Origin of the sequence: Arthrobacter celericrescens (assembly GCF_003614925.1) — a bacterium.
Classification (GTDB): domain Bacteria; phylum Actinomycetota; class Actinomycetes; order Actinomycetales; family Micrococcaceae; genus Arthrobacter; species Arthrobacter celericrescens.
This window is the reverse complement of record NZ_QYLP01000015.1, coordinates 32577-53600: the sequence shown is the minus strand read 5'-3', so window position 1 is coordinate 53600 and position 21024 is coordinate 32577. Positions and strand designations below refer to the sequence as shown.

At 67.5% G+C, this 21024-nt stretch carries 18 protein-coding genes; 13 read left to right on the top strand and 5 right to left on the bottom strand.

The features are described 5' to 3' along the window. Window positions 1–106 precede the first annotated feature (106 nt). The 6 genes from D3654_RS02430 (at window position 107) to D3654_RS02405 (ending at window position 4816) form a co-directional block, all read left to right on the top strand. On the top strand, window positions 107–601 hold the full coding sequence (locus tag D3654_RS02430; protein ID WP_120519941.1) for an HAD domain-containing protein: 495 nt from the start codon (window positions 107–109) through the stop codon (window positions 599–601). Window positions 602–783: 182 nt separating this feature from the next. Continuing rightward, window positions 784–1998, top strand: a complete 1215-nt coding sequence (locus D3654_RS02425) for an inorganic phosphate transporter (protein WP_120519981.1) — start codon at window positions 784–786, stop codon at window positions 1996–1998. Further along, window positions 1995–2216 (top strand): hypothetical protein, encoded by a 222-nt coding sequence (locus tag D3654_RS02420; RefSeq protein WP_120519940.1) that lies wholly within the window; start codon window positions 1995–1997, stop codon window positions 2214–2216. Before D3654_RS02425 ends, D3654_RS02420 begins: the two co-directional genes overlap by 4 nt. A gap of 122 nt (window positions 2217–2338) precedes the next feature. After that, window positions 2339–3334 carry a hypothetical protein gene (locus D3654_RS02415; RefSeq protein WP_120519939.1) on the top strand — a complete coding sequence of 332 codons (996 nt, stop codon included), beginning with the start codon at window positions 2339–2341 and terminating at the stop codon, window positions 3332–3334. Continuing rightward, window positions 3331–4248, top strand: a complete 918-nt coding sequence (locus D3654_RS02410) for a hypothetical protein (RefSeq protein WP_245413034.1) — start codon at window positions 3331–3333, stop codon at window positions 4246–4248. The genes D3654_RS02415 and D3654_RS02410 overlap by 4 nt, the downstream gene beginning before the upstream one ends. 13 nt (window positions 4249–4261) lie before the next feature. Further along, window positions 4262–4816, top strand: a complete 555-nt coding sequence (locus tag D3654_RS02405) for a dihydrofolate reductase family protein (RefSeq protein ID WP_120519938.1) — start codon at window positions 4262–4264, stop codon at window positions 4814–4816. Window positions 4817–4861: 45 nt separating this feature from the next. On the opposite strand, the gene D3654_RS02400 is transcribed toward D3654_RS02405, so the two are convergent. Next, entirely contained in the window at window positions 4862–5329 is a 468-nt protein-coding gene (locus D3654_RS02400; RefSeq protein WP_120519937.1) for a hotdog fold thioesterase, read from the bottom strand. Window positions 5330–5531: 202 nt separating this feature from the next. Between D3654_RS02400 and polA the strand changes: the two genes are divergently transcribed. The 3 genes from polA (at window position 5532) to rpsA (ending at window position 11219) form a co-directional block, all read left to right on the top strand. Continuing rightward, complete coding sequence (gene polA / locus D3654_RS02395) at window positions 5532–8174, top strand: DNA polymerase I (RefSeq protein ID WP_245413038.1); 2643 nt, start codon at window positions 5532–5534, stop codon at window positions 8172–8174. A gap of 42 nt (window positions 8175–8216) precedes the next feature. Beyond that, a complete protein-coding gene (locus tag D3654_RS02390) occupies window positions 8217–9554 on the top strand; it encodes a GNAT family N-acetyltransferase (RefSeq protein WP_120519935.1) in 1338 nt (445 codons plus the stop codon). A gap of 189 nt (window positions 9555–9743) precedes the next feature. After that, window positions 9744–11219, top strand: coding sequence for a 30S ribosomal protein S1 (gene rpsA / locus D3654_RS02385; protein ID WP_120519934.1), 1476 nt, complete (start codon window positions 9744–9746; stop codon window positions 11217–11219). Window positions 11220–11365: 146 nt separating this feature from the next. Here rpsA and D3654_RS02380 read toward each other — a convergent pair whose 3' ends face one another. Beyond that, a complete protein-coding gene (locus D3654_RS02380) occupies window positions 11366–12052 on the bottom strand; it encodes a YigZ family protein (protein ID WP_120519933.1) in 687 nt (228 codons plus the stop codon). A 26-nt stretch (window positions 12053–12078) separates the two neighbouring features. On the opposite strand from D3654_RS02380, the gene coaE reads away from it, so the two are divergent. After that, entirely contained in the window at window positions 12079–13287 is a 1209-nt protein-coding gene (gene coaE / locus D3654_RS02375; protein WP_120519932.1) for a dephospho-CoA kinase, read from the top strand. A 19-nt stretch (window positions 13288–13306) separates the two neighbouring features. Here coaE and D3654_RS02370 read toward each other — a convergent pair whose 3' ends face one another. Further along, window positions 13307–13705, bottom strand: a complete 399-nt coding sequence (locus tag D3654_RS02370; protein WP_120519931.1) for a RidA family protein — start codon at window positions 13703–13705, stop codon at window positions 13307–13309. Window positions 13706–13788: 83 nt separating this feature from the next. Here D3654_RS02370 and uvrB point away from each other — a divergent pair, with 83 nt between their 5' ends. The 3 genes from uvrB to D3654_RS02355 all read left to right on the top strand — a co-directional run bounded on the left by uvrB (window position 13789) and on the right by D3654_RS02355 (window position 18545). Further along, window positions 13789–15921 (top strand): excinuclease ABC subunit UvrB, encoded by a 2133-nt coding sequence (gene uvrB, locus D3654_RS02365; RefSeq protein ID WP_120519930.1) that lies wholly within the window; start codon window positions 13789–13791, stop codon window positions 15919–15921. A 165-nt stretch (window positions 15922–16086) separates the two neighbouring features. Beyond that, complete coding sequence (locus tag D3654_RS02360; protein WP_120519929.1) at window positions 16087–17115, top strand: TerC family protein; 1029 nt, start codon at window positions 16087–16089, stop codon at window positions 17113–17115. A 116-nt stretch (window positions 17116–17231) separates the two neighbouring features. Continuing rightward, window positions 17232–18545 carry an MFS transporter gene (locus tag D3654_RS02355; RefSeq protein ID WP_120519928.1) on the top strand — a complete coding sequence of 438 codons (1314 nt, stop codon included), beginning with the start codon at window positions 17232–17234 and terminating at the stop codon, window positions 18543–18545. A gap of 5 nt (window positions 18546–18550) precedes the next feature. Here D3654_RS02355 and D3654_RS02350 read toward each other — a convergent pair whose 3' ends face one another. Both D3654_RS02350 and D3654_RS02345 read right to left on the bottom strand, forming a co-directional pair. Then, window positions 18551–19882 (bottom strand): alpha/beta fold hydrolase, encoded by a 1332-nt coding sequence (locus D3654_RS02350; RefSeq protein ID WP_120519979.1) that lies wholly within the window; start codon window positions 19880–19882, stop codon window positions 18551–18553. Window positions 19883–19895: 13 nt separating this feature from the next. Continuing rightward, window positions 19896–20402 carry a GNAT family N-acetyltransferase gene (locus tag D3654_RS02345; RefSeq protein WP_120519927.1) on the bottom strand — a complete coding sequence of 169 codons (507 nt, stop codon included), beginning with the start codon at window positions 20400–20402 and terminating at the stop codon, window positions 19896–19898. Between the last annotated feature and the right edge of the window lie 622 nt (window positions 20403–21024).

Here is a 21024-nt window from a genome sequence, read left to right as displayed (position 1 = left end):
GGTATGCCGGAACGCGCCGGCGGACCTGTTTTCCATTCCGCAGCGGCGTTAGGGTGGGACGTGCCGGGGGGTGCGGCAGGCGCGTTTTCCGGCAGCAGGAGGCGCTATGTCCCGGGTGTCCTTGTACCTCGACGTCGACGGCGTCGTGAGTCCCTTCGCCGTCCAAGGCAGGAGCGGCTGGGGGAGCGAGTGGGAACTGGCCGACGCCGGAGTCATCGAAGTGGCGTTCGCGCCGGAACTGGTGGCCAAACTGAATGCCCTGTCCCGGCGGCCGGGTGCACGCTTTGTGTGGTTGACCACATGGGAGCGGCTCGCTCCCGAGTTCCTGTGCCCGGCCATCAAGCTTGATGGGCGTGACTGGCCCGTCCTTTCCAGCGCCGGCAGGGGCCTGTCGCCGGACTGGTGGAAGCTCGACGCCATCCGCCAGGACGTCGCCCGCAATCCCGCCGATCGCCTTGTCTGGCTGGACGACCAGCTCGACAGCGAGCCGCGTGCACTGGCATGGGCGGACGCGTGGGGCGGCCGGATGCTGCACATTTCACCCGATCCGCGCCGCGGCCTGACGCCGGACCAACTGGACGCCGTCGAGGCTTTCCTGTGAACCGGATCCCGGCTCCGGAGTGTTTGGCACTGACCCCGATGCAACGTAGGATTCTTAAGGTTTCACGCTGGCCACGGATGGCCTCCGCAAGGGCAAGCAGGTGAATATTTGCTGAACATGTGGTGTGGCAGGCGCGGGGAAGTGGAACTGCTGACCTTCGACTCTGCAGATTGGGCAACCAGGTGGAAATCACCTTCATGGTCGCGCTTGTCATAGCGCTGGCCTTATTTTTTGACTTCACCAACGGCTTCCACGACACCGCCAACGCGATGGCCACGCCCATCGCCACCGGCGCCATCAAGCCCAAGACCGCCGTGGCCCTGGCCGCCGTGCTGAACCTCGTGGGCGCCTTCCTGTCTACCGAGGTCGCCAAGACCATTTCCGGCGGCCTCATCCGCGAGGGTACGGACGGCATCCACATCACCCCGGAGATCATCTTCGCTGGCCTCATGGGTGCCATCCTCTGGAACATGTTCACCTGGCTTAAGGGCCTGCCGTCCAGCTCCTCGCATGCGCTGTTCGGCGGACTCATCGGTGCGGCGATCATCGGCATCGGCTTCCACTCGGTGAACTTCGAAACCGTGCTGCAGAAGGTGATCCTGCCGGCCATCTTCGCACCGATGATCGCCGCCGCGGTAGCCTACGTCTGCACCCGCCTGGCCTACGCGCTGACCTCCCGGCACGACCCCGAAACGGGTGACAAGCTCACCCAGAAGCGCGGCGGTTTCCGCACCGGACAGATCTTCACGTCCAGCCTCGTCGCCTTGGCCCACGGCACCAACGACGCCCAGAAGACCATGGGCATCATCACCCTGGTGCTCATCGCTGCCGGCACCCAGGCGACCGGCAGCGGTCCGCAGTTCTGGGTGATCGCGGCCTGTGCCTTCGCCATCGCCATCGGTACCTACGCCGGCGGCTGGCGGATCATCCGCACCATGGGCTCCGGCCTCACCGAGGTCAAGCCGGCTCAGGGCTTCTCGGCCGAGTCCAGCACGGCCTCGGCCATCCTGGCCTCCTCCCACCTGGGCTTCGCCCTCTCCACCACGCAGGTTGCCTCCGGCTCGGTCATCGGCTCCGGCCTCGGACGCCGGGGCACCACCGTGCGCTGGGGCATGGTGGGCCGCATCGCCATCGGTTGGCTGCTGACCCTGCCGGCCGCCGCCGTCGTCGGCGCCCTCACCGCCCTGCTCGTGGGCACCGGCATCGTCGGTGTGGTCATCGCCGCAGTGGTGGGCACCGGCGTCGTGCTCTTCATGTTCCTGTACTCCAGGAAGTCGCACGTGGGCCATCACAACGCCGTGGAGGTCGAAGAGGCCGGCACGGCCGTCAGGTTCCAGAAGAAGAAGTCCGCGCGCAAGAAAGCCGCGGAGAACAAGAGCAAGGACGCCCAGCGATGAAGTGGTTGGAACTGCTGCAGGTTGCCGGAGCCACCCTGGTTTCCGCCGTGGTCCTGGTGGTCCTGTATTCCCTGGGCGTGCGGCTCACGGCAGTGGCCGGTGACGCCGGGAACAAGTCGCCGGTGCTGCTCCGTTCCGTGGCCTACCTGTGCTTCGCCGCCTGCGGTGCCGCCGTGCTCTTCGGCATCTACCTGATCGTGCCGTACTTCACCAAGTAGCCTGCCACTGCCGGGCTCTGGCCGTTCAGTCCATTCGGGAGAATAATCGGCTGTGTAGCTGCGCAAGCTGACCGGCCCCCTTTCCGGGGGCCATTGCGCCGCCCTGGGGCAGGTGTGGGGCCATGTTCGGACGGCTGAAAACCAACGGCAGATCCGGGACGTTCCTTCCGGTGATCCTGGCTGCCTTCGCGCTGGCTTCCTGCGGCCCGCCCGCGGGAGCGGAAAGCGCCGGCTCCCAGCAGACTCCCGCGCTGACCTCGCCCAGTGTCCCGGCGAGCAGTGATCCCGCGCCGATGGAGCCCACCGTCCAACCCGTGCCGGGACCGCCCGTCCCCGATGTTCCGCCGCCCGCCGAAGCGCCGGTGGTCCGGTGGATACCGATCGGGCCCGTCGGGCCCAACGATCCCCAGGAAGGGCGGATGTACCTGTTCGCCCAGGGCCGCGACTGTGAGCAGCTCCGCGACGGCGTGGACGGTACCACGTTCAAGGACGTGTGGCGTGCCGTCGGGGCCGTCTGCTACGCCCTGCGCGACGGCACCGCCGCCCAGTGGCAGGAAGCGGCGACGGCCCTGTCCGCCGTCCAGGCGCCGCCCGGGGGCCGGTGCCTGGAACTGGCGGTCCTCGCCGTGGCCCGCAGCGCCGTCGAGTTCCACAACGCGAATCCCACGACCACGGTCCCGCTGGAACCCGGAAGCGGAGAAGCCTGCCCGCGGAAGCTCACCGGCCTGACCGTGGTGGACGGGAACTTCGTTCCGGTGCCGGGCCTCAGCCGGCCGTCCGGGCCGCGGGCCGGGGGCACCTGGGTCCGGCTGGACGGTTACTACGTGCGGGTCTCCGAGGTGAAGATCGACGGCGAGGCCTCCGGTGTCGAAACCCGCAGCGACGGCGACTACTCACCTGTCTACTTCAGGACGCCGCCGGCCGGCGACAAGGCCTCGATCACCGTGTCGATCACCGACACCCTCGATGCACCCGGCGAGGTGCAGTTCTTCTACGACGACGCCGCTGCCACCGGCGGACCGGGCACACCCTCGCCATCCGGGTCGGAATCCGCAGGAACGGAACCCCCGCCGGTGAACCCGTCACCCTCCGGGGGCGGCGGCTCGGAGGCCCCGTGAGCAGCGCACCGGAGCCAGCCGCGGAAGAGGGTGGCCGGGCGCTGCTTGACACCCGTTGGCAGCGTACCCTCGAGGTCCTCTCGGTCATCGGCCCGCCGCTCACCGTGGCCACGGCCCTCCTGGTCTACTTCGGCTGGGCCCGCAGCGACGCGCAGGCCAAGTCGATGGGCCTGGACGTCAGCCTCTTCGGCTACACCGTCCAGGACTTCATCCTGCGCAGCATCCAGTCCCTGTTCCGCCCCCTCGCCTGGCTCGCGCTTATCGGGCTCGCGTGGCTCATGGTGGACCGCGCCCTCAACAAAGTCATCGCCACGGGCCGCTACCGCCGGGCCTTGGGACGCGCGGCCACGGTCCTCGCCGCGGCCGGCTACCTGTTCGCCGCCGCCATGTGGATCATCACCGTCGCCCAGCCCGACCGCATACTCCTCTACGTGCCCTACCTGATCGCCGGCGGTCTGCTGCTGGGCAGCTGGGGAGTAGCTCTGCGCCGGCGCACCATGCAATACGCAGCGCGCAGCCCGATCCTCACACCGCGCGGACTGGAACGGGCCTTCATGTTCATCCTAGTGACCCTGCTGCTGTTCTGGGGCACCGCCGACTACGCCCAGGCGCTCGGCCGCGGGGCCGCCGTCGACTACCAGGAACGCTCCACCCTGCTGCCCACCGCCGTCGTCTACAGCAAGGAACGGCTCGCCGTCTCGGCACCGAACGTGCGCGAAGCCTCCGCCGGAACCACCGCCGCGCCCCTCTACCGCTACAGCGGGCTGCGCCTCCTGGTGGTCAGCGGCGGCCGGATCTTCCTGCTCAACGACGGCTGGACCCTCAAGGACGGCCGTGTGGTGGTGCTCCCGGACAACGGCAGTGTCCGCGTCGAGTACGGCAACCCCTCCTCTGGGAACCCCGCGCCGGGATGAGTACGCTGGGGCCATGTCCGCTTTCCAGTACTACGTGGCATCCTCCCTCGACGGCTTCATTGCCACCCCCGACGACGACCTTGGCTGGCTCCTCCAGTTCGACAGCACCGAAGGGGTCGGCGAGGGCTACGCGGAGTTCATGTCCGGCATCGGATGCGTTGTCATGGGCGGCCAGACCTACCGCTGGCTGCTGGAGCACGAACCCGGCAAGTGGCCCTACCCGGACCTTCCGTGCTGGATCTTCACCCACCATGAATATGCCGCGCCGAAGGGAGCGGACATTACTTTTGTCCGCGGCGACGTCGCCGAATTCGCGCAGGACCTCATCGACAGCGCGGCCGGCAAGAACGTGTGGCTGGTGGGCGGCGGGGACCTTGTGGCCCAGTTCGCGCAGGCGGGGCTTCTGGACGAGATGATCGTCACCTTGATTCCCGTGGTCCTCGGCTCGGGAAAGCGTCTGCTTCCCGTTGACGGCCCGACGGCGCCGCTTGAGTTGCTCTCCTCGCGCACCATCGGAGGGGCCGCCGTCGAGCTCCGGTACAGGATTCCGGGCAGGAACGCCGGCTAGCTCCGGGGGCGTCTCCGCCACCCTGCCGGTTACGGGCGCCTGGCGCTAGTGTCCCCGGTTGTCCCGGATCATGTTGGTGATGCGCGCGGTGGACAGCCGCCTGCCGGATTCGTCCGTCATGACCACCTCGTGCGTGGCGAGGGTGCCGCCGAGGTGGATGGCCGTGCAGGTTCCCGTGACCAGGCCCCCGGCGATCGAACGGTGGTGGGTGGCGCCCACCTCGATCCCGACCGCGTGGCGTCCCGGCCCGGCATGCAGCGACGCCGCGAAGGAACCGAGCGTTTCCGCCAGCACCACATGGGCTCCGCCGTGCAGGATGCCGGCCACCTGGGTGTTTCCTTCCACCGGCATCGTAGCCACGGCCCGCGCAGGGCCCAGCTCCAGGAACTTGATCCCCATCTTCACCACCAGCGCCCCCACGCCGTAGCGCTCCAGCCAGCCGTGGAATTCCTGCGGGACTCCGGCGGCGATGAGCTCTTCGGTGAACCTGCCCGGCGTGAAATTGTCCATCATGGCAACTAGGCTGGCACCTGTGAGCGAAACAACCAAACCGGCCGGTACCGTCGAAAACCAGGCCATCGAAGACCCATCCATCGAAATCGCCGCCGCAGCGCCCGCGGCCGTTACTCCCGCCCCCGCAGCAACGCTTCCGGACGCCGTTCCGGGAACAGCAGCCGGCGGCCGGTCACGGCTCCTGGTCCTTGACGGCCACTCGATGGCCTTCCGCGCCTTCTACGCACTTCCGGCCGAAAACTTCGCCACGTCCGCGGGCCAGCACACCAACGCCGTGCACGGCTTCACGTCCATGCTGATCAACCTCATCCGGGACCAGAAACCCACCCACGTCGCCGTGGCCTTCGACGTCTCGGACGACACCACCTTCCGCAAGGCCGAATACAGCGAGTACAAGGGCGGCCGCAACGAGACCCCGGCGGAGTTCGGCGGACAGATCGGCCTCATCGAACGGGTCATGCACGCCTGGGGAATCAAGACCATCAAGATGCCCGGCTACGAAGCCGACGACATCCTTGCCACCCTCGCGGCCCAGGGTGAAGCGGCCGGCTTCGAGGTGCTCCTCGTCTCCGGTGACCGCGACTCCTTCCAGCTCATCACGGACAACGTCTTCGTCCTCTACCCGAAGAAGGGCGTCTCCGACATCCCGCGCATGGATGCCGCGGCCATCGAAGAAAAGTACTTCGTCGCCCCGTCGCGCTACTCGGACCTCGCCGCGCTGGTGGGGGAGTCCGCGGACAACCTCGCCGGCGTGCCCGGCGTCGGGCCCAAGACCGCCGCGAAGTGGATCAACCTATACGGCGGCCTTGAGGGGATCCTCGAGAACCTGGACGCGATCGGCGGCAAGGTGGGCGGAGCCCTCCGCGAGAACATCGACGCCGTCAAGCGGAACCGGCGCCTCAACCACCTCCTGAGGGACCTGGACCTCCCGGTGGGCCTGGCGGATCTCGCAGAACCCCGGCCCGTCCGCAAGGAAATCGACGAGCTCTTCGACGAACTCGAATTCAAGACCCTCCGCAGCCGGCTGTTCGACCTCTACGGCGACGACACCGCCGGAGCCGCCCCGGACACCATCGACGTACCGGACTTCGCCGTCCTGGAAGACGCCGCGCAACTGCAGGCCTTCTTCGCCGCCGGTTCCGGGATGCGTTCCGCGCTGGCCGTGCAGCTGGTCCCCGGCCGGATCGGGTACGACGCCGAAGCCCTCGCCGTCGTCCGCGCCAACGGGGCGGCCTTCATCGAGCTGCCCAGGCTCGACGCCGCGGCCGAATCCGTGGTGGCCGGCTGGCTGACGGACCCCGAAGAAGCCAAGGTGATGCACGAGTTCAAGGCCGCGCTGAAGGCCCTGCACCACCGCGGGCTCGGCTTGGAAGGCGTGGTCGACGACACCGCCATTTCCGGCTACCTGATCGAACCGGACCGGCGCAGCTACGAGCTGGCGGAACTCGCCCAGCACCACCTCAAGATCGCCCTGGAATCCGCGGCCTCCGCGTCCGGGCAGCTCGAACTCGACCTCGGCGACGGCCCGGACGGCGCAGCGGCCACCGCACTGGTGCGGCAGGCCGCCGTCGTGCAGACGCTCAGCAAGCACTTCGAAAAGGAACTCAGCGACCGCCAGGCCGGTGCGCTGCTCACCACCCTCGAACTTCCTGTCGCCCGGGTGCTGGCCGGCATGGAACTCGCCGGCATCGGCGTGTCCACGGACCGCATGAACGAACAGCTCGCCGATCTCTCCAAGGTGGTCCAGCACGCCCAGGAGCAGGCGTTCGCGGCGATCGGCCACGAAGTCAACCTGGGTTCGCCCAAGCAGCTGCAGACCGTGCTCTTCGAGGAACTCGGGCTGCCGAAGACCAAGAAGATCAAGTCCGGCTACACCACGGACGCCGCCTCCCTGAAAGCGCTCCTGGAGAAGACCGGGCACGAATTCCTGGTCCAGCTCATGGCCCACCGCGAATCGTCCAAGCTCGCCCAGATGGTGGAGACCCTCAAGAAGTCCGTGGCCGAGGACGGCCGCATCCACACGGACTATGCCCAGAACGTCGCCGCCACTGGACGCATTTCCTCGAACAACCCGAACCTGCAGAACATCCCGGTCCGCAGCGAGGAAGGCCGCAGGGTCCGTGGGATCTTCGTGGTCAGCGAAGGCTATGAATGCCTGCTCTCCGCCGACTACTCGCAGATCGAAATGCGCATCATGGCCCACCTCTCCGGGGACGAAGGGCTGATCCAGGCGTACAAGGAGGGCGAAGACCTGCACCGCTACGTCGGCTCGCACATCTTCAATGTGGCCCCGGAAGACGTCACCAGCGCCATGCGTTCCAAGGTCAAGGCCATGTCCTACGGCCTCGCGTACGGCCTGACCTCCTTTGGCCTGTCCAAGCAGCTGGAAATCTCGGTGGACGAGGCCCGCTCGCTCATGAAGGACTACTTCGACCGCTTCGGCGCTGTGCGCGACTACCTGCGCGGCGTCGTCGAACAGGCGCGCGTGGACGGCTACACCTCCACCATCGAAGGCCGCCGCCGCTACCTACCGGACCTCACCAGCACCAACCGCCAGCACCGCGAACTGGCCGAGCGCATCGCCCTCAACTCGCCCATCCAGGGCTCGGCGGCGGACATCATCAAGCGCGCCATGCTGGGCGTGTCCGCCGAACTGGCCGGCCAGGGCCTGAAGTCGCGCATGCTGCTGCAGGTCCACGACGAACTCGTCCTCGAGGTCGCCCCCGGCGAACGCGAGGCCGTGGAGAAGCTCGTGGCCGAGCAGATGGGCTCGGCGGCCGAGCTGAGCGTCCCGCTGGACGTCCAGATCGGCGTCGGGACCAGCTGGCACGACGCCGGCCACTAAGGTCCCGCGGCCACGGAACCGAGCGCAGGGCGCGCCGCCAATATGGTGGCGCGCCCTGCGCGCGTCTGGCAGGCTGGGCCAGTGGCAGATCCCAATGAAAACTACGTCATCGAGCGCTTCCATTCCGCACCCAGGGACGAACCCGGCTACGGCCGGGCGCGCGACTGGATCCGAGCCGTCGGACACGGCTTCCACGACGAACACCGCGCCGACGCCCACATCGACAAGATCATCGCAATGCACCTGGCCGACGGCCGGGAGCTGACCGGGGCCTACCTGACCGGCGGCACCCCGTCCCACGCGCTGGACGCCGCGCATCCGGTGGCGACGTTCGCCAGCTTCGAAAAAGAGCTCAACATCGGCTTCAGCAGGCAGCTCCGCACCCACCTGATCAGCGCTGTCACGGTCCGCGGCACGCACCGCCGCAAGGGCCTGCTGCGGCGGATGATGGAGGAAGACCTGGCGGCCGCGAAGGCTGCCGGGACCGCGATGGCCGCCCTGACCGCCTCCGAGGCGTCGATCTACGGCCGCTTCGGCTTCGGCGTCGCCACCTTTGAACGGAGCATCAAGGTGGACACCGGCCCGAAGTTCCGGCTCCGGCATGAGGCCGTGGGCAGCGTGGAAGTAGCGGACCCCAAGGTGCTGCTGGAACTGGCGCCGGCCGTCTTCGGGCAGGCCCACCGCCGCACCCCGGGTTCAATCGTGCGGCAGGAGTACTACCGCCACCACGCGTCCGGGCTGCTGGGCCGCGACGGCAATGAAGACCGCGCGGTCAAATGCGCCCTGCACTACGATGCCAGCGGCGCCGTAGACGGTTACGTCTCCTACAAGTTCGCCGGCTGGGACAGCAAGCCCTACACCGTGGACGTGCTCGATCTCGTGGCCGCAACCGATGCCGCCTACCTCGAGCTGTGGCAGTTCCTGGGCAGCATCGACCTCGTGGAGCAGGTCAGCTGGCAGGACGCGCCCGTCAACGACCCGCTGGCCTGGGCACTGGCCGACCCTCGGTGCGTGACCGATTCGGACCACCGCGACATGCTGTGGCTGCGGGTCCTCGACGTCCCCGCCGCGCTCTCCGCCAGGAGCTACGCCGGCACCGGGCACCTGGTGCTCGACGTCAGCGACGGCCTTGGCCACGCCGAAGGCCGCTGGGTACTGGAGGCCACCGAGAGCCACGCCACCGTGGTCCCGGCGCCGGACGGTGCCGCACCGGACCTCGTCCTCGACGTCGCGGACCTCGGCTCGATCTACCTCGGCGCGGTTAGTCCGCTCACCCTCCTGGCGGCCGGGCGGATCCGGGAGCACACGCCCGGGGCGGCTTTCCGCGCCCAGCAGCTGTTCGCCGTCGACCGCCCGGCGCACTGCGCCACGCACTTCTAGGGCCCCGGGCCGCTGCTTTTGACCCTTCTTGGCGGGTGCGACTAGAATAAACGGGCGTGTACTACGTGCACGCGATCAATACAATCCACAATTCAGGATGACCCGGCCTTGTGCTGTGTCCCGGATCCCGGAACGGGAAGCGGGCGGTTTGCCTGACCGACATACTATCCACAACGGAGCCCCTACTACATGACCATCACCTCCACCGAGAAGCCCGGTGCCCCCGTCGTCGCGATCAACGACATCGGCACCGCCGAGGACTTCCTCGCAGCAGTCGACGCCACCATCAAGTACTTCAACGACGGTGACCTCGTCGAAGGTACCGTCGTCAAGGTCGACCGCGACGAAGTTCTGCTCGACATCGGTTACAAGACCGAAGGTGTCATCCCCTCCCGCGAGCTTTCCATCAAGCACGACGTTGACCCCGGCGAAGTTGTCGCCGTCGGCGATCAGGTCGAAGCCCTGGTGCTCACCAAGGAAGACAAAGAAGGCCGCCTGATCCTCTCCAAGAAGCGCGCTCAGTACGAGCGTGCCTGGGGCGACATCGAGAAGGTCAAGGAAGAAGACGGTGTTGTCACCGGTACCGTCATCGAGGTCGTCAAGGGTGGTCTTATCCTCGACATCGGCCTGCGCGGCTTCCTCCCCGCATCCCTCGTCGAAATGCGCCGCGTGCGCGACCTGGCTCCGTACATCGGTCAGCAGATCGAAGCCAAGATCATCGAGCTGGACAAGAACCGCAACAACGTTGTGCTGTCCCGCCGTGCATGGCTCGAGCAGACCCAGTCCGAGGTCCGCTCCACCTTCCTCAACAAGCTGGAAAAGGGCCAGGTCCGTCCCGGCGTCGTTTCCTCCATCGTCAACTTCGGTGCCTTCGTGGACCTGGGCGGCGTAGACGGCCTGGTTCACGTTTCCGAGCTGTCCTGGAAGCACATCGACCACCCGTCCGAGGTTGTCGAGGTCGGCCAGGAAGTCACCGTCGAGGTCCTCGAAGTGGATCTGGACCGCGAGCGTGTCTCCCTGTCCCTCAAGGCTACGCAGGAAGACCCGTGGCAGACCTTCGCCCGCACCCACGCCCTCGGCCAGGTTGTTCCGGGTAAGGTCACCAAGCTCGTTCCGTTCGGTGCGTTCGTCCGCGTCGAAGACGGCATCGAAGGCCTCGTCCACATCTCCGAGCTGGCTGTCCGCCACGTTGAACTGGCCGAGCAGGTTGTCTCCGTTGGCGACGAACTGTTCGTCAAGGTCATCGACATCGACCTCGAGCGCCGCCGCATCTCCCTCTCCCTCAAGCAGGCGAACGAGGGCGTTGACGCCGACAGCACCGAGTTCGACCCGGCTCTGTACGGCATGGCCGCCGAGTACGACGAAGAGGGCAACTACAAGTACCCCGAGGGCTTCGACCCCGAGTCCAACGAATGGCTCGAGGGCTACGAAGCACAGCGCGCCGCATGGGAGCAGCAGTACGCTGACGCCCAGGCCCGTTGGGAAGCCCACAAGAAGCAGGTTGCACAGCACGCTGCTGACGACGCCGCTGCCGCCGCTTCCGGCGACAACGAGTCTGCTGCCACCAGCTACTCTTCCGAGCCGGCTGCTTCCGAGGCTTCCTCGGGCACCCTGGCTTCGGACGAGGCCCTCGCCGCACTGCGCGAGAAGCTCACCGGCAACTAATTCCGCTCTCCCTCACGGGTACAGCTGAATAGCCACGAAGGCGCCGCCTCCACTTGGAGGGGGCGCCTTCCGTTTAACGCCAACGCGGGGTCACTTACGGCCCATGTTCGCGCCAAACATGGGCCTTATCTGACCCCGTGTTGCGGTTAGGAAGCCGTGTCGATCCATTCGGTGCCCTGGGGCAGCAGCTCGGCGCTCCCGGCCGTCAGCGCGGCAAGGCGTGCACCGGCGTCGGCGATATCCGCTACGTTGTCCGGCAACGCGAGCCGCAGCACCGTGTTCACCGCCTCGTAGCTGCTGTCCGCCATAACGAATCCCGCCGCCCGCAGCTCGTTCTCCAGCCGTCCGGCCTGGGCGTGCGGAACGGGCACCGCGCAGATCCGCAGCCGGCTCCGCCGCACCAGCGGCGCGGCGTCCAGCGCCGAGGACACCGATTCGGAATAGGCACGGACCAGCCCGCCGGCGCCCAGGAGGATCCCGCCGAAATAGCGCACGACGACGGCACTGATGTCGCTCAGGTCGCTCACCCCGGGCAGGGTCTCGCGTTTGATCAAGGCCTCCAGCATCGGAATGCCTGCCGTGCCCGACGGTTCGCCGTCGTCGCTGGAACGCTGGATGTCGCGGTCGGCTCCGAGCACGAAGGCAGAGCAGTGGTGCCGCGCGTCATGGAACTCCTTGCGCAGGTCCGCCACGAGGGACCGGGCCGCGTCCTCGTCGGCGGAACGGCGCAGCACGGTGATGAAGCGTGAGCGTTTGATCTCGAGTTCATGGCGGAGGTCGCCGCCGGCCGCAAGGGTGGTGTACGCCGTGGCCCGGCTCTCTTGTTCTGGCACTGGGCCAGTTTAAGTAAGGTGGAAGAGTGTTGAAAATCGGACTCACCGGCGGGATCGCCTCCGGAAAATCCCTTGTGGCCCAGCGGTTCCGGGAGCTCGGGGCGGTGTTGGTCGATGCCGACGTGATCGCCCGCGAAGTCGTGGAGCCCGGCACCGAGGGCCTCCGCCGGATCGTGGACGCCTTCGGCCCGGACATCGTGGATCCGGACGGCGGTCTGGACCGTGCCCGGCTGGGCGGGATCGTGTTCGCCGACCCCGCACGGCGCGAGGTCCTCAACGGCATCGTCCACCCGCTCGTCCGCGCCCGTGCGGCCGAACTCCTTGAAGCCGCGTCCCCCGGGGACATCGTGGTCCAGGACATCCCGCTGCTCGTCGAAACAGGGCAGGGGAGCAGCTTCCATCTGGTGGTCGTGGTCGACGCACCGGAAGAACTCCGCGTCGAAAGGATGACCGGACGCCGTGGCATGGCCGAGGCCGAAGCACGGTCCCGGATCGCGGCTCAGGCCACCCGCGAAGAACGGCTGGCGGCAGCCGACGTGGTCCTGGAGAACGCCGGGACACGGGAGGACATCGTGGCCCGGGTGGACCGCCTGTGGACTGAGCGGCTGCTGCCTTTCGCCGCGAACCTCGCCGCCGGCACGCGAGCGGAACGCCCGGGCGGCGCCCGGCTGCTGCCGCCCGACCCGGCCTGGCCCGCCGTCGCCGAACGCCTCGCCGCCCGGATCCGCCGGGCCGCCCCAGAGCTGCTGGCCGTCGACCACATCGGCTCGACGGCGGTCCCCGGGCTGCCCGCCAAGGACGTCATCGACCTGCAGCTCACCGTCGATTCGCTCGCGACGGCGGACAGCCTCACGCCCGCGCTGGCGGAGGCCGGCTTCCCCGCGGTGCCCGGTGCATGGCGGGACACGGCCAAACCCGGACTCGAAGATCCGGACCTCTGGCAGAAACGGCTCCACGCGAACGCCGACCCGGGCCAGGCGGCCAATGTCCACCTCCGCGTGGCCGGCAGCCCGGGCTGGCGGTACGCCCTCCTGTTCCGGGACTGGCTGCGCTCCGACGCGGAGGCCCGGGCGGATTACGCCGGGCACAAGGAACAACTGTCTGCGCAGTTCGCCGACGACACCGGCACCGCCCGTTACGCCGAAGCGAAGGAACCCTGGTTCACCGGGCAGGCGCTGCCACGCATGGAAGCCTGGGCCCGAAGCAGCGGCTGGCAGCCGCCGTCGTACTCCTGATCGCGGAGAACCCGAAGCGTCAGGGCAACACCGCCGCGATGGCGCTCACCTCGATGAGGGCGCCAGGGAGGCCGAGGGCGGCCACACGCGCTGCGGTGACCAGCGGCGGGGCGCCTTCCCTGGCCAACTGTGGCGCGATGGCACCGTAGGCCGCGGAGAGATCGGCGTCGACATGGATGAGCACGGTCCACTGCACCACATCGGCCAGGGACGCCCCGGCCGCCTCCAGGGCAATCCGGGCATTCGCGATGGCCCTGAGTGACTGCTCGGCAACATCGTCCGAGACAAGGACGCCGTTGGCGTCCACGCCGTTCTGGCCACCCAGGTAGATGGTGGTGGCACCTGCCGGGACGACGGCGGCGTGGCTGAAGGCGGGGCTGCGGACCAGCCCGTCGGGCTGCACGAAGGTGATTTCCATGGCGCCATCCTGCCACGCAGGCGGCGTAAAGTGCCGCCGGAACGCGGACAGTAACTGTCCGCGGGCAGGGGTAGATTTGATGCATGAGCCTCGCCCAGGAAATCAACCGAGTCGTCGCGCCCTTCGAAGTCGTCAGCGAGTACCAGCCCGCCGGTGACCAGCCGGCCGCCATCGCAGAGCTGACTGAACGCATCAACAACGGTGAGAAGGACGTCGTGCTCCTTGGGGCCACCGGTACCGGCAAGAGCGCCACCACGGCCTGGCTGATCGAACAGGTCCAGCGGCCCACCCTGGTGATGGTGCAGAATAAGACCCTCGCGGCGCAGCTGGCCAACGAATTCCGGGAACTGCTGCCCAACAACGCGGTGGAATACTTCGTCTCCTACTACGACTACTACCAGCCCGAGGCCTACGTCCCGCAGACGGACACCTTCATCGAAAAGGACTCCTCCATCAACGAGGAAGTGGAGCGTCTCCGGCACTCGGCCACCAACGCCCTGCTCACCCGGCGGGACGTTATCGTGGTCGCCACCGTGTCCTGCATTTACGGCCTCGGCACGCCGGAAGAGTACATCGCCGGGATGGTGACGCTGCGCAAAGGCGCGGAAATGAACCGCGATGATCTCCTTCGGAAGTTCGTGTCCATGCAGTACGCCCGCAATGACATGGACTTCCACCGCGGCACCTTCCGGGTGCGGGGCGACACTGTGGAAATCATCCCCATGTACGAGGAACTGGCGCTGCGGATCGAGTTCTTCGGCGACGAGATCGAGAACATCTACACCCTGCACCCGGTGACGGGGGAGGTCATCCGGGAAGAGACCGAGATGTATGTGTTCCCGGCCTCGCACTACGTCGCCGGTCCGGAACGGATGGGCAGGGCCATCACGGGCATCGAGGACGAACTGGCCGAGCGGCTCAAGGTGCTGGAAGGGCAGAACAAGCTGGTCGAGGCGCAGCGCCTGCGCATGCGCACCACGTACGACCTCGAAATGATGCAGCAGATGGGTTTCTGCAACGGCATCGAGAACTACTCCCGGCACATCGACGGCCGCGGTTCCGGCACCGCGCCGCACTGCCTCCTGGACTATTTCCCGGACGACTTCCTGCTCGTCATCGACGAATCCCACGTGACCGTCCCTCAGATCGGCGCCATGTATGAGGGCGACATGTCCCGCAAGCGCACCTTGGTGGACCACGGCTTCCGGCTGCCGTCAGCCATGGACAACCGGCCGTTGAAGTGGGACGAGTTCCTGGAGCGCATCGGCCAGACCGTCTACCTGTCGGCCACCCCCGGCAAGTACGAGCTCGGCAAGGCGGACGGCTTCGTGCAGCAGATCATCCGCCCCACCGGCCTGATCGACCCCGAAGTTGTCGTCAAGCCCACCAAGGGCCAGATCGACGACCTCCTCGGGGAGATCCGCACCCGCGTGGACCGGGACGAACGCGTCCTGGTCACCACCCTCACCAAGCGCATGGCCGAGGACCTCACCGACTACCTGCTCGGCCACGGCATCAAGGTCCAGTACCTGCACTCCGACGTCGACACCCTGCGCCGCGTGGAACTCCTGAGGGAACTGCGGCTGGGCGTGTTCGACGTCCTGGTCGGCATCAACCTGCTCCGCGAAGGCCTGGACCTGCCGGAAGTCTCCCTCGTGAGCATCCTGGACGCGGACAAGGAAGGCTTCCTGCGCTCCTCCACCTCGCTGATCCAGACCATCGGCCGTGCCGCGCGTAACGTCTCCGGCCAGGTGCACATGTACGCGGACCGGATCACCGATTCCATGGCCCACGCCATCGAGGAAACCAACCGGCGCCGCGACATCCAGGTGAAGTTCAATACCGAAAACGGCATCGACCCCCAGCCGCTGCGCAAGAAGATCGCAGACATCACCGACCAGCTGGCCCGGGAAGATGCCGATACCGATGCGCTGTTGGGCAGCTTCGACTACGGCAAGGGCAAGCGCGGTATTACCGGGGCGGCCAAGCCCGGCGCGAAGGCCGGCAAGGGGGCCAAGAAGGGCGCAGCCACCGTGCGCAGCGACGGACTCGCCGCGGCGCCGGCCGAAGACCTCGTGGGACTCATCGAGCAGCTCACCGAACAGATGCACTCCGCGGCCGCGGAACTGCAGTTCGAAATCGCCGCCCGGCTGCGCGATGAAGTAGGTGAACTGAAGCGGGAGCTGCGTCAAATGCAGTCCGCCGGACACGCCTAGGGTAAAGTGGTGGGAACGTAGGGGAGTATCCCGAGCGCTACGTCCGTCAACACGCCAGGCACAGATGCCTCGCCGGACGCAGCGGGCCGCCAAATCTGCACCAAGTGCGCCGGCAGGCCGGAGAGACTTACACCGCATCGACGTACCCTGCGAAAGGCTTTTTTCATGCAGCTTCCCGTCTGGTTCGAGGTCGGCTCGTTTGTCGTCCTCGGAATCATCCTGCTCGTCGACCTCCTGCTGGTGGTCAAGCGCCCGCACGAACCTTCCATGAAGGAGGCCGGCCTGTGGGTGGCCTTCTACGTCGCCCTGGCCCTGGCCTTCGCCGGCGCCATGTTCGCGTTCGCCGGCGTCGAGCACGGCAGCCAGTTCGTCGCCGGCTGGGTCACCGAGTACAGCCTGAGCATCGACAACCTGTTCGTGTTCATCATCATCATGGCCCGCTTCGCGGTGCCCCGTAAGTACCAGCAGGAAGTGCTGATGGTGGGCATCATCATCGCCCTGATCCTGCGCGGCATCTTCATCGCCTTGGGCGCCGTGGTCATCGAGCAGTTCAGCTGGGTGTTCTACATCTTCGGCGCCTTCCTGCTCTGGACCGCCTGGAAGCAGGCCAAGGACGACGGCCATGACGAGGAAGAGGGCGCCGAGAACCCGCTGGTGGCCCGCCTTCGCAAGGTCCTGCCGATGTCCGAGAAGTTCGACGGCGGCAAGCTGCGCACCACGGTAGACGGCAAGAAGGTCTTCACCCCGATGCTGATCGTCTTCGTGACCATCGGCATGACCGACCTCCTGTTCGCCGTGGACTCCATCCCGGCGATCTTCGGCCTCACCCAGAGCGCCTTCATCGTGTTCACGGCCAACATCTTCGCCCTCATGGGCCTGCGCCAGCTCTACTTCCTGCTGGGCGGCCTCATGAACCGCCTGGTCTACCTCAAGCACGCGCTGTCGGTCATCCTGGCCTTCATCGGCGTGAAGCTGGTGCTGCACGCGATGCACGTCAACGAACTGCCGTTCATCAACGGCGGCCACCACATCGAGTGGGCCCCGGAGATCCCCACCTTCGTGTCGCTGGCAGTCATCATCGGCACCATCGTCATCGCGGTGGTGGCCAGCCTGCTCAGCCCGGCGGCCAAGCAGTCCAAGCTGGACGCCCGCCTCGAAGAGGACTCCCGCAAGAGCCTCAGCGACGTGGACTGACACAGCGACGTCGACTGACGCCGCCCCGCACCCTTGTCTGGAACCCCGGTCACCATGTGACCGGGGTTCCGGCGTATCCGGGAGCTGCCCGGGCGCTGCGGGGATATGCTCGGGTAGTGGCTTTGACTCCGACTGAAACCATCGACCCCGCAGCCGTCCAGCGCCGTTCCGTCGTCCTCCTGAGCGCGGCGCAACTGCTCAGCGGCATCGGCAACGGCGCCACCCTCTCCATCGGCTCTCTGCTCGCGGTGCAGCTCAGCGGCTCGGAAGCGTGGGCCGGTTCGGTGACCACGGTCCTGACCCTCGCCGCCGCCGTCGCCGCCCTGCCTTTGGCAGGTCTGGCCGAACGCCGCGGCCGGCGCATAGGGCTTGTCACCGGCATGCTCGCCGCGATGATCGGCGCGCTCTTCGTCATCGTGTCGGCCACCGCCGGCAGCTTCCCGCTGCTCCTGCTGGGCGGCGCACTGCTGGGCCTCGGATCCGCGGCGAACCTGCAAGCCCGTTTCGCCGCCGTCGACCTCGCCGATCCGGCGCGCCGCGGCCGCGACCTGTCCACGGTGGTCTGGTCCATCACCATCGGCGCCGTCGCCGGACCCAACCTGATCCAGCCCGGTGCCGCCGTCGGCGAAGCGCTTGGGCTCCCGGCCAGCGCCGGGCCGTTCATCTTCTCCGTGGCGGGGCTCCTGCTGGCGGCCGCCTTGCTCCTCGCCGGGTTGCGCCCGGATCCGCTGCTGCTCGCCCGCCGCCTGAGTGGAACAGAGCCCGACGGCGGGAACCCCGGTCCGCGCCGCAGGTCCCTGGCGTTGGGGCTCAAGGCAGCCCGTTCCTCGCCGATGTCCCTGCTCGCCTTGGCGTCGGTGGTGGCGGCGCACGGCATCATGGTCAGCGTCATGTCGATGACGCCGCTGCACCTGCAGCAGCTGGTCGAGGGACCAATGACCGGGCACGGCGGCCACACCATGGGAACGGACGCGCTGACCATCATCGGGTTCACGATCTCGCTGCACATCGCCGGCATGTTCGCGCTGTCGCCGCTGATGGGTTGGCTGACGGACAAGGCGGGCAGGCTTCCCACCATCGGCCTGGGCTATGTGCTGCTGATCGCCGCCGCATGCGTGGCGGGCTTAGGGCAGCACGAACCCGTGGCAGTGACTGCAGGCCTGGTGCTTCTGGGCCTGGGGTGGTCCGCCGCCACCATCGCCGGGTCGACCCTGCTGGCCGAGAGCGTGCCGCAGGAGGAACGCGTCACCGTGCAGGGCGTCTCGGATACCCTCATGGGTGCAGCAGGCGCGGTTGGCGGCGGCTTTTCCGGGCTGCTCCTGGCCTGGCTCGGCTACCCGGGACTCAATATGGCCGCACTGGCCCTCGCCGCCGTCGTCCTCGCCGCGGTCCTGCTGCGGATGTTCCGCAAGGAGCCGGCGGCGGCTTAAGAGCCCTAAGCGCGGACCATGCCGAGCAGCCGCCGGAAGATGCCTTCGCCGTCTTCGCCGATGCCGTCGTGGTGGAAGTCAGTGGTGGTCCAGGCCTGCAGGCCGCGGACCGCTGCGGCGGTCTCCATCGACAGCTCGTAGTCGACGTAGATGTCGTCCTTATAGACCGCGGCGGCAACGGGGACCGTGTTGGCGGCCAACTGCTCCGGGTCGTACAGCGGAGCCCAGTTCTGCTTCGCGGCGAGTAGTTCGGCGACGTCCGCCAAGGGCTGCAGCGCCGGGTCCTGTTCGAAGTACCAGGGGTAGACCATTTCACCGGTCAGCAGCGGTTCGGCGGCATCCGGGCGGAACTGCGGGAATTCCTCCAGCACGCGCCAGGCAGCCCAGTCCGTGGCGTGGCCTTGGCCGTAGATCGATTCGTGCAGCACGGCGTACAAGGGGTTGGCTGCCCGCGACACCTGGGCGCGCACCTGCTCCAGGAACGCATCGGAGAGCCGTTCACCGTCCGGGGTGGCCACGAAGGCGTCCTCAAGGAGGTAGTGGAGGGCGTCCACGCGCGTGTTGCCGCCCAGGAAGGAGCCGACCATCTGGAAACGCTCCGGAGTGAGGCGGCTGCCGTCGGGAAGCAGCTCCTCGTGGAGCTCGAGGTGGCGGACGATCCGGGTGACCCGTGCGCGGTCCTCCGGGTACCAGGCGAAGTACTCGGCGTTCCGAGCGGCCACCCTCTGGAACGTGGCCCGGTAGACCCTGTCCGCGGGGCCGTGCAGGGGCGCCAGCCCGCCGGTGATGAGGACCTCCTTCAGCCCGGCCGGGGCGAATGACAGGTAGCTCAGGGCGCAGAAGCCGCCGAAGCTCTGCCCGAGCACCGTCCAGGGTGCGGCGCCGAGGGCGGCCCGGATCAGCTCGGCGTCGGCCACTATAGAGTCGGCCCGGAAGAACGCCAGATAGTCGGCCTGCTCGTCCACGCTGCCACGCAGCGGCAGGGTGTTGCGGTCCAACGGGGTGGACAGGCCGGTGCCCCGCTGGTCCAGCATGAGGATCCGGAAGTCGCGGGCAGCCGCCTTCATCCACCCGGAAAGGGACGTGACCCGGTTGCCGCGGCCTCCGGGTCCGCCCTGCAGGAACAGCAGCCAGGGCAGGGCGGCGGCTTCGGCATCGTTGTGATCCGCGGACACGTACTCGCGCGCGAAGACGGTGATCTCGGCTTCCGCGGGGCGCGCGTGGTCCAGCGGCACCGTGAAGAAATGCTCCACGGTGCGGACGCCGCGGAATTCGTGGCGGGCGCCGACGGTGTGGCCGGCGGCCAGGGACGTGGCCGCCGGGTTCCCGGTGGTCAGGGCGGCAAATGCCTCAGCCACGGGCCAGGCTTTCGCCGAGGGAAGCCGCGCCGAAGGACGCCAGCGCGTCGCCGGTGAGCCGGAAAGTGGTCCACTCGTCCATGGGCACGGCGCCCAGGCTCTTGTAGAAGGCGATGGACGGTTCGTTCCAGTCGAGCACGCTCCATTCCACGCGCGCATAGCCGTTCTCGACGGCAGTGGCGGCCAGGTGCCGCAGCAGCGCCTTGCCGTGGCCCTCGCCGCGGGCCTCCGGGGTGACGTAGAGGTCCTCGAGGTAGATCCCGTGCACGCCCTCCCAGGTGGAGTAGTTCAGGAACCACAGGGCGAAACCCCTGACCTCGCCGGCGTCGTTCTCGGCGATGTTCGCATACACGCGCGGGTTGTCGCCGAACAGTGCACCGTGCAGCATCTCCGGGGTGTTCTTGACCGCGTCCGGTTCTTTCTCGTACACCGCCAGTTCGTGGATCATCTGGAGGATTGCGGGGACGTCGGCCGGGGTTGCGGAACGGATCACACTCATGGCTCCGAGCTTACTAAACCCCACGGCCACCTAACCTCCGCTGCCCTCCGGCCAGGGGATTCGTCCACCGGTTCAAGTTCCGTCCGGGAGTGTTGAGTCAGGCAGACGTGACTTCATAGGAGCCTGTATCAACCAGTCCCGTTCCTGGCCACAGGCTCCGGATACCGCAAAATCGTCGACTCATGACCCTCCACGGCACCGTGACGGCAATAAGGCTCCGTGGAATGCCTGTGTATCCTGGGCGCCGGCGCTCCTCAGCGGGGAAGCTCACGCTGCGGCAATCAACCCCGGGAGCTTGCACCGGGATCCTAGAGTTTGAAGCCAAAGGTACGCATCTGTTCTTGGCCTTCTTCGGAGATTCGATCCGGTCCCCACGGGGCATCCAGACCCAGTTTAAACGCCACTCCTGGACAACGCCGTTCAGCACTCTGCCAACCTGCGCCTCGATGACCTCGGCCAAAGGGCAGGCCGCCGAGGTCATCGATGCGCCGCCCGGTCCGGCATATCGATTCCACTGCCAGGCCGCAGTATTCCGTTGTCCGGTTCACCGCGGCGTTCGTGACATCCCCGAATGGACAAATAGGTAAGGCTTCCCTAACCTTGGACTCCGAGGAAGGAGGTC